Annotated in this window: 9 protein-coding genes; 2 read left to right on the top strand and 7 right to left on the bottom strand. The window is 70.5% G+C overall.

Going from position 1 to position 11,923, the window contains the following annotated elements:
- Positions 1-444: 444 nt before the first annotated feature.
- From ACK8CO_RS10890 to ACK8CO_RS10905, 4 genes are read right to left on the bottom strand one after another with little or no spacing between them, the layout of a single operon-like run.
- Entirely contained in the window at positions 445-1,572 is a 1,128-nt protein-coding gene (locus ACK8CO_RS10890; protein ID WP_414899017.1) for an acyl-CoA dehydrogenase family protein, read from the bottom strand.
- A complete protein-coding gene (locus ACK8CO_RS10895; RefSeq protein WP_414896635.1) occupies positions 1,569-2,750 on the bottom strand; it encodes an acetyl-CoA C-acyltransferase in 1,182 nt (393 codons plus the stop codon). Before ACK8CO_RS10895 ends, ACK8CO_RS10890 begins: the two co-directional genes overlap by 4 nt.
- A 10-nt stretch (positions 2,751-2,760) precedes the next feature.
- Entirely contained in the window at positions 2,761-3,519 is a 759-nt protein-coding gene (locus ACK8CO_RS10900; RefSeq protein ID WP_080618149.1) for an SDR family NAD(P)-dependent oxidoreductase, read from the bottom strand.
- A gap of 9 nt (positions 3,520-3,528) precedes the next feature.
- Positions 3,529-5,190 (bottom strand): AMP-binding protein, encoded by a 1,662-nt coding sequence (locus ACK8CO_RS10905; RefSeq protein ID WP_414896636.1) that lies wholly within the window; start codon positions 5,188-5,190, stop codon positions 3,529-3,531.
- 144 nt (positions 5,191-5,334) lie between these two features.
- Here ACK8CO_RS10905 and ACK8CO_RS10910 point away from each other — a divergent pair, with 144 nt between their 5' ends.
- On the top strand, positions 5,335-6,321 hold the full coding sequence (locus tag ACK8CO_RS10910; RefSeq protein ID WP_414896637.1) for an AraC family transcriptional regulator: 987 nt from the start codon (positions 5,335-5,337) through the stop codon (positions 6,319-6,321).
- Between the two features lie 334 nt (positions 6,322-6,655).
- On the opposite strand, the gene ACK8CO_RS10915 is transcribed toward ACK8CO_RS10910, so the two are convergent.
- Genes ACK8CO_RS10915 through ACK8CO_RS10925 form a run of 3 tightly spaced genes read right to left on the bottom strand, consistent with a single transcriptional unit; the run spans position 6,656 to position 11,005 of the window.
- Positions 6,656-7,726 (bottom strand): siderophore-interacting protein, encoded by a 1,071-nt coding sequence (locus ACK8CO_RS10915; protein WP_414896638.1) that lies wholly within the window; start codon positions 7,724-7,726, stop codon positions 6,656-6,658.
- 49 nt (positions 7,727-7,775) lie between these two features.
- Positions 7,776-8,867, bottom strand: coding sequence for a hypothetical protein (locus ACK8CO_RS10920; protein ID WP_414896639.1), 1,092 nt, complete (start codon positions 8,865-8,867; stop codon positions 7,776-7,778).
- On the bottom strand, positions 8,861-11,005 hold the full coding sequence (locus ACK8CO_RS10925; protein WP_414896640.1) for a TonB-dependent siderophore receptor: 2,145 nt from the start codon (positions 11,003-11,005) through the stop codon (positions 8,861-8,863). The genes ACK8CO_RS10920 and ACK8CO_RS10925 overlap by 7 nt, the downstream gene beginning before the upstream one ends.
- A gap of 157 nt (positions 11,006-11,162) precedes the next feature.
- On the opposite strand from ACK8CO_RS10925, the gene ACK8CO_RS10930 reads away from it, so the two are divergent.
- The gene (locus ACK8CO_RS10930; protein WP_414896641.1) at positions 11,163-11,804 is read left to right on the top strand and encodes a TetR/AcrR family transcriptional regulator; all 642 of its coding nucleotides are present in this window, start codon (positions 11,163-11,165) and stop codon (positions 11,802-11,804) included.
- The last annotated feature ends 119 nt before the right edge of the window (positions 11,805-11,923 follow it).

Below are 11,923 nucleotides of genomic sequence, written 5' to 3' on the forward strand. Positions count from 1 at the left end.
GGCAGGGGGCGCGGAAGGACAAGGCGGCTGGCGGTCATGGCGGTTGCAGAGGGCTGCTTGCCGGCAATGGCGCGCCAGGGCTTCGGTCCCCGGCCCTTGTCGGGTCCGGGCCGGTTTTTTGCATCTTGGGGACGGCTCCGGAAGCGCTGTCCGGATGAGCCGGGCCGCCTGTCCCGGCGGGAGCACAGAGGACCGGTGCCGGGCGGATAAGGCGACGGTCTCCGCCATGCAGGGCCGGCGAGGGGCGCGCGGGGCGGCATGATCGCAACCCCCTGCAAGCGTCTCTGTGGGAGCCTCTGCGGGGGCATCGTCTTCGGATGGCCCGGCCATTCGGCCCCGACCAGGGAGTGCGGGGCACCGCGACAGCAGCGTCCCGGGTCCGATCCGCCCTGCCCCCGCGACCCGCGCCCGGGGCGCGCCCCTTGCGGCACCGCCCTCGCCGGGTCAGAGCCCGCGGGCGATGACCATGCGCTGCACCTCGCTGGTGCCCTCGTAGATCTGGCAGACCCGGACGTCGCGATAGATCCGCTCGACGGGATAATCGGCCAGATAGCCATAGCCGCCATGGATCTGCAGCGCCGCCGAACAGACCTCCTCGGCCATTTCCGAGGCGAAGAGCTTGGCCATGCTGGCCTCGGTCAGGCAGGGCCTGCCCGCCTCGCGCAGGCGGGCCGCGCGCAGGACCAGAAGCCGCGCCGCGTCGATCCGCGTCGCCATGTCGGCCAGCCTGAACGCGACCGCCTGATGCTCGGCGATGGGGCGGCCGAAGGTGATCCGCTCGCGGGCATAGGCCAGCGCCGCCTCATGCGCCGCGCGCGCCATGCCGACGGCCTGCGCGGCGATGCCGATCCGGCCACCCTCGAGATTGGACAGTGCGATCCGGTAGCCCTCGCCCTCGGCGCCCAGCAGGTTCTCGGCCGGGACGCGCATGCCGTCGAAGGCCAGCGCGCAGGTGTCCGAGGCGTTCTGGCCGAGCTTTCTCTCGACCGAGACGACCTCGTAGCCGGGGGTATCCGTCGGGACGATGAAGGCCGAGATGCCCTTCTTGCCCGCCGCCTTGTCGGTGACCGCGAAGACGATCACCACCGCGCCGTTCTGGCCCGAGGTGATGAACTGCTTGGCACCGTCGATGACATAGTGATCGCCCTCGCGCCGCGCCGTGGTCTTCAGCGCCGAGGCGTCCGATCCGGCCTGCGGCTCGGTCAGGGCAAAGCCGCCGATCCACTCGCCCGCGGCCATCTTCGGCAGAAACAGGGCCTTCTGTTCTTCGGTGCCGTAGCGCAGGATCGGCATGCAGCCCACCGAACTGTGCACCGAGACGATGGTGGAACAGGCGCCGTCGGCGGCGGCGATCTCTTCGAGCGCCAGCGCATAGGCCACCATGCCGGTATCCGAGCCGCCATGGGCCTCCGGTACCAGCATGCCCATGAAACCCAGTTCGCCCAGCTCGGTCAGCTCGGCCCGCGGAAAGGCATGGTCGCGGTCGCGGGCGGCGGCGCCGGGGGCAAGGCGCCCCTGCGCGAAGGCGCGGGCGGCCTCGCGGATCTGGTCCTGCTCTTCCGTCAGCATCAGGCGAACCTTTCCACGGCCATGGCGGTGGCCTCGCCGCCGCCGATGCAGAGCGAGGCGACGCCGCGTTTCAGCCCGTGGGTTTCGAGCGCCGCGAGCAGCGTCACCAGCACCCGCGCCCCCGAGGCGCCGATGGGATGACCAAGCGCGCAGGCCCCGCCATGGATGTTGACGATGTCATGCGAGAGCCCCAGATCGCGGATCGCGGCCATGGCGACGACGGCGAAGGCTTCGTTCACCTCGAACAGGTCGATTTCGGACAGCGTCAGCCCGGTGCGCTCGGTCAGCTTGCGGATCGCGCCGATGGGGGCGGTCGGAAACAGCGAGGGCTTGTCGGCATGGGTGGCATGGCCGAGGATGCGGGCCAGGGGTGTCAGGCCCCGGCGCTCGGCCTCGGAGGCGCGCATCAGGACCAGCGCGGCGGCGCCGTCCGAGATCGACGAGCTGTTGGCCGCGGTCACGGTGCCGCCCTCGCGGAAGGCGGGTTTCAGCGCGGGGATCTTCTCGGGGCGGGCCTTGCCGGGCTGTTCGTCAGTGTCGATCACCTGCTCGCCCTTGCGCGTGGCAAGGGTCACGGGCGCGATCTCGGCCCGGAAGCGGCCTTCGGCGATGGCGGCATTGGCGCGCTCGAGCGAGGCGATGGCATAGGCGTCCTGGGCCTCGCGGGTGAACTGGTAGGCCTCGGCGCAATCCTCGGCGAAGGTGCCCATCAGCCGGCCCCTGTCATAGGCGTCCTCGAGCCCGTCGAGGAACATGTGGTCCTTCACCTCGCCATGGCCCATCCGGTAACCGCCCCGCGCCTTCGGCAGCAGATAGGGGGCATTCGACATGCTCTCCATCCCGCCCGCGACAGCCACCTGCGCCGAGCCGGCGGCGATCAGGTCATGGGCCAGCATCGCGGCCTTCATGCCCGAGCCGCACATCTTGTTGACGGTGGTGGCGCCTGCGCCCAGGGGCAGGCCGGCCGCCAGCGCCGCCTGCCGGGCGGGGGCCTGGCCCTGGCCCGCGGGCAGCACGCAGCCCATCAGGATCTCCTCGACCGCCTCGGGCGCGAGCCCGTTCAGGGCGGCGCGGATCGCGGTGGCGCCGAGGCTCGGGGCATCCGCCGCGGCAAGGTCGCCCTGAAAGCCGCCCATGGGGCTGCGCCGGGCGCCGGTGATGACGATGGGATCGGAGGTCATGTCGGTTTCCTCATTTCGGGGCCATGCGAAGCGCGCCGTCCAGCCGGATCACCTCGCCGTTCAGCATCGGGTTCTCGACGATCGCGCGGACCATCTGCGCGTATTCCTGCGGACGGCCCAGCCGGGGCGGGTAGGGCACGGTGGCGCCGAGGCTGTCCTGTACCTCCTGCGGCAGGCCCGCCATCATCGGAGTCGCGAAGATGCCGGGCGCGATGGTCATGACGCGGATCGCGTGGCGCGCCAGTTCGCGGGCGGCCGGAAGGGTCATCGCGGCGATGCCGCCCTTCGAGGCCGCATAGGCGATCTGGCCGATCTGGCCGTCGAAGGCGGCCACCGAAGCGGTATTGACGATCACGCCCCGTTCCTCGCCCTCATTGCCCGCCATCGCCTCGGCGGCGAGACGCATCATGTTGAAACTGCCGGTGAGATTGATGCCGATGGCGCGCCGGAAGCTGTCCAGCCCGTGCGGCCCGTCCCGGCCCAGAAGCCTTTCGCCCGGGGCGATGCCCGCGCAGTTCACCAGCACATGGAGCCCGCCGAAGCTCTCGCATGCGGCGGCGACGGCCGCCTGGGCGTCCTCGCCCGAGGTGACGTCGGTCTGCACGAAGCGGGCGGCCTGGCCCAGCTTTTGCGCCTGTGCCGCGCCGGCCTCGGCATCGATGTCGGCCAGCAGCACGCGGCCACCCGCGGCCACGGCCATTTCGGCCACCGCCGCGCCAAGGCCCGAGGCCGCGCCGGTGACCAGGAAAACCCGGTTCTCGATCTGCATGGGATATCCTTACCTGACGTTCTGCTTCTCGACCTCGGCCTTGCGCAGCAGGAAGCGCTGGATCTTGCCCGAGGGGGTCTTGGGCAGGCTGTCGACGAAATCGATCAGCCGCGGATAGGCATGGGCCGAGAGCCGTTTCCTGACATGTTGCTGCAGCTCTTCGCAAAGCGCGTCGCTGGCCTCATGGCCCTTGCCGAGGATCACGAAGGCCTTGACCAGCTCGGTGCGCTCGGGGTCGGGGATGCCGACCACGGCGGCCTCGATCACGGCCGGGTGCTCGATCAGCGCGCTTTCGACGTCGAAGGGGCCGATCCGGTAGCCCGAGGAGGTGATGACGTCATCCGCCCGCCCGATGAAGCTGAGCGAGCCGTCGGGCTCGATCTCGACGGAATCCCCGGTGCGGTAATAGCCGTCCCGGATCGCCGGCGTCTCGGTGCCGTAATAGCCGGTGAACCACAGGAGCGGCGAATTCACGATGTCGACAGCCAGTTCGCCGGGGCAGTTCGGGGGCTGTTCGTTGCCCGCCTCGTCCAGCACCGCGATCCGGTAGCCGGGCATGGCATATCCGGCCGAGCCGGGGCGCACGTCATGGGAAAGCCCGTGATGGTTGTTCACGCACATGCCAAGCTCGGTCTGGCCGTAATGGTCGTGGATCGCGACCGAGAGATGCTTTTCGAACCAGTGGATGATCTCGGGGTTCAGGGGCTCGCCCGCAGATGAAACGGTGCGCAGCCTGCCCTTGATCGGGGCCACGGCCTCGGGGCCCGCCGCGATCAGCATCCGGAAAGCGGTGGGAGAGCCCGCGAGGCTGGTGATGCCCAGCTGCTCGATCAGCCGGATCGTGGTCTCGGCCGAGAAGCCGCCCTCGTGCAGCGTGGTCGCGGCACCCAGCAGCAGCGGGCCGCAGACGGCGTAGTAAAGCCCGTAGGCCCAGCCCGCATCGGCGAGGTTCCAGAAGCTGTCATCCTCGTGCAGGCCGATCCCGTCGCGCATGTAGACCGCGAAGGCCAGCATCGCGCGTTGCGGCACCATCAGCGCCTTGGGCAGCCCGGTGGTGCCCGAGGTCGACATCACCATGAAGGGCGCGTCCTTGTCGCGCAGGACCGGGGCGAATTCGGCCGGGGCGGCGGCGCGCTCGGCGCAAAGGTCGATATCGCCTGCGGGCAGCGGGTCATCCGCGTCGCGGATCACGGCCACGGGCGGGCAATCGGAGATCTCCTCCAGCTTGTCGCGTTGGGCGGCGGTGGTGACGATCATCCGGGTGCCGGCGCAGGTCAGGCGGTGCTCGATGGCCTTGGGGCCGAAGGCGGTGAAGAGCGGCTGATAGACCGCCCCCAGCCGCCAGACCCCGAGGATGGTGGCGATCAGATCGAGGGTGCGGGGCAGCAGCCCGGCCACCACGTCGCCCGGGCCGACGCCATGGGCCTTGAGCACATTGGCCGTGCGGGCGGAAAGCTCGCGCAGGTCCTCGAAGGTGTATTCGGCAACGTTGCCCTCGGCCGGGACGGCGCGCAGCGCCACCAGGTTCCGCCCGCAATGGCGATCGCAGCATTCGACGGCGGCATTCAGCCCGGCATCCAGATCGCCCGCGAGGCTGGCGATCTCGTCCTCGATCGAGAAACGGGCATGGGCATCGGCGTAATCGCGGCGCGCGATCCGGTCTATCTTCATATGTCGTCCTCCATGACCCCTCCGCCCGCGTCTTCGGGGCGGCCTCCCGGGGTCCGGTGACATACTGTCGCGGGGACACATTGCAAACAATGTCGCAATCGTCCAAAATCGGTGATCGGTTTTGCAATGGGTTCGGGGCGGGAAATGCAAAGACGGATCGTCTCGGCCGGGTTCGTGGCGGATGCGCTGGCGCCTCTGGCACAGCGCGGCATAGACCCGGGCCCGCTGCTGGCCGGGGCCGGGATCGGGACCGCGGACGGGCCGGTGACCAACCAGGAATACGGCCGGTTGTGGCTGGCGGTGGCCGAGGCCCTGGGCGACGAGTTCTTCGGGCTGGGGGCGCGGCCGATGCGGCCGGGCGGCTTCGTGTTCCTGGGCCATGCGGTGCTGCATGCGGCGACGCTGAATGTCGCGCTCAGGCGCGCCCTGCGCTTTCTGGGCGTCCTGCTCGAGGATCCGAGCGGCGCCTTGCGGGTGAGCGACGGGCAGGCCGAGATCGTGCTGAGCGACCGGCGCGGGCTGCGCTCGGCCTTTGCCTACCGGACCTACTGGCTGGTGCTGATGGGGCTCTCCTGCTGGCTGATCGGGCGGCGGATCCCCTTGACGCGGCTCGATTTCGCCTGTGCAGAGCCGCCGAACCGGGCCGATTACCAGCGCTTCTTCGGCGCGCCGGTGCAGTTCGGCCAGCCCGAAAGCCGGCTTTGCTTCGCGGCGCGCTATCTGGATCTGCCGACGATCCGCGACGAACGCGCGCTGAAGGTCTTCCTGGCCGGGGCGCCCGCGAACATTCTCGTGCGCTACCGTCACGATCAGGGGCTGTCGGCGCGGATCCGGGCGCGGCTGCGCGGGTGCGAGCCCGCGCTCTGGCCCGATCTGGAGGCGCTGGCGCAGGAGCTGGCGCTGTCGCCCGCGACGCTGAGGCGACGGCTGAGCGCCGAGGGTCAGGGCTGGCAGGCGATCCGCGACGATCTGCGCTTTGCCGAAAGCCGGCGGCTTCTGGCCGAAACCGGCGAGAGCGTGGCGGCGATTGCCCTGCGCGTCGGCTATGCCGAGCCAAGCGCCTTTCACCGGGCCTTCCTGAAATGGTCGGGCGAGACCCCCGCGGCCTTTCGCGCGGCGCGCGCGGGTTGAGCCCGGGGTAGCGCCTGCCGCGGCGGCAGGGCTTTGGGCGTCATCCGGCCCTGCCGCAGAGAAAGGCCCGGAAAGGATGTCTTCGTTCCCGGATCCGTGAAAGGGAAACCCTTCCGGCGCTGGACAGGGCGGGGCCCGACCGGGGAAAGCGGCTCACTGGTTCACCGGACCACGGGGGCACGGGGGCACGGGAGGCGAGGATGAGAGCGGCGCAGCCTATGGCCAGACCTGCCGACAGCGCGCGGGGGGCAAGGACCCGATCCCGCCTGTTCCTGCCCTGAAGGATGCGGGCGGGCATGGTCCGGCCCGCGCCGGGGCGGGGCCGGGGGGCCGCTCAGTCGTCATGGTCCTCATGGTCGTCGCGTGTGGCGTCGCCGGGCCGCCCGCGCCGCCAATAGGTGCCGATTTCCTTCTGCCCGGGGGGCAGGGCGGCGGCGATCCGGCGGGCCTCAAGCACCAGCCCGTGTTCGGCCCCGACCCAGACCCGCGCCCCGGGCCGGGCGTCCAGCGCCTCGGCGAAGCGCGCGGCGGCAGAGGCGGCGAAACCCTCGGGGCCCAACAGCAGCGTCTCGAGCGGCGAGGCGGGCAGATAGCCGGCATCGGCCGGACGCAGCGGCGCGATCACGCAGCCCTCGGCCCGGGCGGGCAGGGCCTCGAGGATCCGCACCAGGGCGGGCAGCGCGGTCTCGTCGCCCATCAGGATCAACGGCCGGTCGGTCCCGGGGGGCAGGCCGCCGCCCGGGCCCATGATGCCGATCCGGTCGCCGGGACGGGCGGCGCGGGCCCAGTCCGAGATCTGCCCGCCCGGATGATCGGCGAAATCGATTGCCACGCGGCCCGCCTCCGGTTCCAGCCCGAGCAGGGTAAAATAGCGCACATGCAGCCGGTCGGGGCCCTTGGGCCAGCGCGTGGCACCATTGGCCGCAACCCCGGGCCAGACCGGGCTCCGGCTCCGGTCGGCGGGCAGCATCAGCTTGACATGGATGCCGTCGCGGGTCAGCGGCCCGAGATCCTCGCCCGAGAGGGACAGCCGGGTCATGCCGTCGACGGGGCGCGAGCGGTCGAGCACCGTCAGCAGCCGGAAGTTCGGTGGCGTCCGGCGGCTGTCGGCATTGCCGTCCCCGGGCCAGCGCAGGTTGCGCGCGGCCTCGGGATCGGCGTCTTCGAGGTGATGCACGACCGCCTCCTTGAGGAAATAGAGCGTGTTCCGGCTGACCGCCGAGAGCCGGATCCGCATCCGTCCCGGAACGGTCAGGAATTCCAGCCGGTTGCCCTGGAAGGAAAAGGCCAGATGCCCGGCCCGGTCGATCTCGGGCGGGATGTCGTGGCTTTTGGCATGGGCCGACAGCGCGGCATGGGCCGCCTCGGCGCCGGCAAAGGCCAGTTCGGTTTCGACGTCGATCAAGGGAGCTCTCCTCTCAGTGCCGTGCGGGTGCCGGAAGGTGGGGGGGCGCTCAGGCCTCGTCCAGCGACAGCCAGAGCGGGCCGGGCAGGGGCCGTGCGAAGCGCGCGTTCAGCGCCGCCAGCGTCCGGCCGGGATCGAGGCCCGCGCCGGTCTCGGGATGCAGCCAGCGCCCGAGGCATTCGGCCAGAACAGGCGCCATCAGCGGCGCGGTCGCGAGCCCCGACCAGATGCCATGGACCCGACCCCTGCGCGTGGCGGTGCTGTCCTTCAGCGCCGGGCGGGCGGCGGCACGAACAAGACCTGCCCGGCCCTGATCCGGGTCGAGCCCCGGCGCGATGCCGGGTTGCAGCTCGGGGGCGAAGCTGCCGCCGGTGGCGATATAGACCTCGGGGTCGAAGGCGATCAGGCCCTCGGGGCCGAGCTTTGCGCCCCAGCCCTCGGAGCCCTCCAGAAGCTGCCCGCCCGCGAGCCCGAACAGCCCGCCCCAGAAGGCATGGCCCGCGGCCCAGCAGCAGGTGTCATAGGTCGACATGATCTCCATATAGGTGCGGGGCCGCGATCCGGAGGCGGCAGCGGCGGCGCGCACCGCCGCAAGCCGGGCACGGCCCGAGGCCGCCAGATCGCGCGCGGCACCCGGCTGCTCCAGCACCGCGCCCCAGAACCCCATCGTGCGCTCGAGCGTCTCGCCGGGCGGCAGCGCCAGGTCATGGCCGCCGGTCCAGGCCAGCGGGATCCCGGCCGCGCGCAGGACGCCTTCCAGCACCGAGCCGCCGGGCGGCAGCATATAGGCGCTGGCCACCACCAGATCCGGGGACAGCGCAAGGATGCCCTCGGCCGAGACGGTGTCGGGCGAGAGCTTGCCGACCACCGGCAGGCCCGCGGGCGCCAGCCAGTCGGCACGCCCGAGATCCAGCCGGGGCACGCTGGCCCAGCCCGCGAGCCGCGCGCCCGGCTCCGGGATCAGGGCGGCCATCGAGATCAGGTCGGTCGCATCCAGAAGCACGATCCGCTCGGGCGGCGCGGGCAGCGCGAGGCGGTTTCCCAGCACGTCGCGGGCCTCGATCCCCGCCCGGGCGCGGGCCAGGCGCGGGGCGGCCAGCGCCGCCGCCGCCCCGATCAGCACAGCGCGCCGGCCTACCATGTCTTGCGCAGCCCGACGGTGACGATCCGGCCCTCTCCGTATTGGCAGAAATAGTCGTAGCTGCAGCTGGAATAATAGGTCTCGTCGAACAGGTTGCGCACGTTCAGCGTGGCCTCGAGCCCCGAAAGCGCGGGGTTGCGCGCGCCCAAATCGTAGCGGATCGCCAGATCGGTCAGGGTATAGGAGCCGGATTTCAGGCTGTTCGCATCGTCGCCATAGCTTGACCCGACGAAGCGCACCCCGCCACCCAGTTCCAGCCCGTCAAGCGCGCCGCCGAAGCTGCGGTTCAGCCAGAGAGAGCCGAAATAATCCGGTACCGCCTGCGGCCGGTTGCCGATGATCGCGGCATTGGACGAGGAACGCAGCTCGGTATCGAGCAGGGTCAGCGCGCCGATCAGCTCGAGCCGGTCGGTCAGCTTGCCGCGGCCCTCGAATTCCACCCCGCGCGAGCGGATCTTGCCGGTCTGGATAAAATAGCCCGAGACGTCGCCCGGGGTCAGCACGTTGGTCTGGTCGATGCTGAAGGCGGCCATGGTGAACAGCGCGTCCATGCCGGGCGGCTGGTACTTGATCCCCAGCTCCCATTGCTCGGACTCGGTCGGCACGAAGGGATTGCCCGCGGCATCGACACCCGAGGTCGGCTCGAGCGAGGTCGAATAGCTGACATAGGGCGCGGCGCCATTGTCGAAGAGATAGAGCAGGGCCGCGCGGTAGGAGGTGTTCTCGGTTCTCTGGTCGGTACTGGTCGCGCTCAGCCGGTTCAGGCTGTCGGTCTCGATCCGGTCATGGCGCAGGCCCAGCACCGCGCGGAACCGCCCGAAGGCGAGCTGGTCGGTCAGGTAGAGCCCGGCCTGCCGCATGGTCTGGTGGCTGTCGGTCATGGCCGTGAACGGGCCCGAGACGCCGCCATAGGCCGGGGCGGTCACGTCGAGCGGCGGGGCCATCGCGAAGGAATATTGCCAGTCGCTGTCATTCCACAGCAGATCGGCCCCGGCCAGCAGCCGGTGCTCGACCGCGCCGGTCGCAAAGCGGTATTCGAGATTGGTGTCCCAGTTCAGCGCCCGCACGGTCTCGCCCGAGATCAGCGCGAGCCGCGCAAGCTCACCGCCGGCGTCGAGCGGCGCGCCCATCTGGAGGCCCTTCATGTCGGCGTCGATCCGGCCATAGCGCAGTTTCGAACGCAGCGTCAGATCGGCAGAAAAGGCATGTTCGAGCCCGGCCGTCAGCGCCCATTGGGTGCGCTCGAAGCTGTCGAAATCCGGGTCGCCCACATTGAAGTCGCGGTCGAGATAGCGGGCATAGGCGGCAGGCGCGCGGCCCCTGGGATAGATCGAGTTGAAATAGCCGCCCTCGGGGTCGTCCTGCCAGTAGCCGCCGAAGGTCAGCCTTGTCCCGGCCGAGGGCTGCCAGACCAGGACCGGGGCGATGGCGTAACGCCGCTCGTCGACATCGTCGTAGCGGGTGTTCGCGCTGCGGCCGATGGCGGTCAGGCTGTATTGCAGGGTGCCGGCCTGATCGAGGGTGCCGTGCTGCTCGACCCCGGCCTGGACCCGGTCATGGGTGCCGTATTCCAGCCGCGCCTCGCCGCCGGTCGTGCCATCCGGGGCGCGGGTGACCATGTTGACCAGACCGCCGGGGCTCGAGGGCCCGTACAGCAGCGCCGAAGGGCCCTTGAGCACATCGACCCGGTCCAGCAGGAACGGATCGACGGCGGGCTGGGCGAAGGCCTGGCCGCGCGGCAACCGCAGCCCGTCCAGCGAGGCCACGAATTGCGACGAGGTGCCGAAGCCGCCGAAGCCGCGCAGGAACACGCTGTCATAGCGGGTCGAGGCGTCGATCTCGGACAGCACGCCCGAGGTGTAGCGCAGCGCCTGGCCCACGGTCTGGGTGTTCTGGTCGTCGAACTGCTTGCGGGTCAGCACGCTCAGCGCCTGGGGCGTCTCGACCACCGGCGTGTCGGTCTTGGTCGCCGAGCGCATGTCCGGAAGCGCGTAGGAGCTCGAGGTATCGGCGATATCGGCCTGCAGCACGATGGTCTCGAGCGCGAAGGCATCCTGCTGTGCGGCAGCACCGGTCGCGGCCGCGCCGAGTGCGGCGGCCAATGCCGCGGTCGTCCTGCCCAAGGTCCCTCTGTCCATCCGACATCTCCGTTTCGTGACTGTCGAAGCGGCGTTAGCAAAACGGGACGATACCGTCCAGTTAAAAACAGAGTGTTTTGGTCGGAATATGGGCCGCTTGCCGTCCGGCCGGAAAATTGCCCATAAGACAGCTGCACTTCCGGAAGGCTGCACGGGAATGACGACAGCAGATACCCCCCGCCCGGCACGCGCCGGACGCCCGACCAAGCGCCAGTCCGAACGGATCGCGGCCGAGATCCTCGTCCGGGCCCGCGAGCTGTTCATCGCCCAGGGCTTCGCCGCGACCACGATGGAGCAGGTGATCGCCGCTTGCGGTATCGGCAAGGACACGCTCTATCGCCGCTTCGCCACCAAGGAGGAACTGTTCGCAGCGGTGGCGCAGAAGGCGCTGGAGCGGACCGAGGCCTGGTTCGAGGCGGTGGCGGCGGAGTGCCCCGAGCGGCCGCTCGACCGGGTGCGTCATCTGGCGCGCTGGTTTCTCGATGCCAATCTCGACCCCGAGCTGCTGGCGCTGAAGCGCGAGGCCTTCATCGAGGCGATGCGGGCCCGGCCTCTGGTCGGCGCGGACCCGTTCACGCCGAAGCTGGCAGAGGCGATCCGCGCCGCCGCCGCCGCGGGCGAGCTTGCCGCCCCGGATGCCGATTTCGTTGTCGACCAGCTGATCGCGGCTCTGGTGCTGGGCCCCAGCAACGCGGCGCTGATGGGCGATGACGCGCTGGCCGATCCGGCAGCACGGGACGTCTGGTTCGACCGCGCCTGGCGGCTTTTCGTCGAGGGCGCAGCGCCCGGCCGAGGCTGACCCTTGGGGGAGCGTCAGGGCGGCTCAAGGCGGTTGGAAAAGCTCCGCAAGCTTGATGCTCCGCGCGCCGCTGCCGGGGTCGGGCGAGATGGCGGGTCCGGTCAGGCGGTGGCCGTCGC

Origin of the sequence: Rhodovulum sp. HP10 (assembly GCF_047553435.1) — a bacterium.
GTDB lineage: Bacteria > Pseudomonadota > Alphaproteobacteria > Rhodobacterales > Rhodobacteraceae > Rhodovulum.

Bases quoted from the DNA above. Each gene is read 5' to 3' on its own strand.
- ACK8CO_RS10900 (WP_080618149.1), bottom strand. From the start codon at position 3,519: ATGCAGATCGAGAACCGGGTTTTCCTGGTCACCGGCGCGGCCTCGGGC.
- ACK8CO_RS10905 (WP_414896636.1), bottom strand. From the start codon at position 5,190: ATGAAGATAGACCGGATCGCGCGCCGCGATTACGCCGATGCCCATGCC.
- ACK8CO_RS10925 (WP_414896640.1), bottom strand. From the start codon at position 11,005: ATGGACAGAGGGACCTTGGGCAGGACGACCGCGGCATTGGCCGCCGCA.
- ACK8CO_RS10930 (WP_414896641.1), top strand. From the start codon at position 11,163: ATGACGACAGCAGATACCCCCCGCCCGGCACGCGCCGGACGCCCGACC.
- ACK8CO_RS10895 (WP_414896635.1), bottom strand. From the start codon at position 2,750: ATGACCTCCGATCCCATCGTCATCACCGGCGCCCGGCGCAGCCCCATG.
- ACK8CO_RS10920 (WP_414896639.1), bottom strand. From the start codon at position 8,867: ATGGTAGGCCGGCGCGCTGTGCTGATCGGGGCGGCGGCGGCGCTGGCC.
- ACK8CO_RS10910 (WP_414896637.1), top strand. From the start codon at position 5,335: ATGCAAAGACGGATCGTCTCGGCCGGGTTCGTGGCGGATGCGCTGGCG.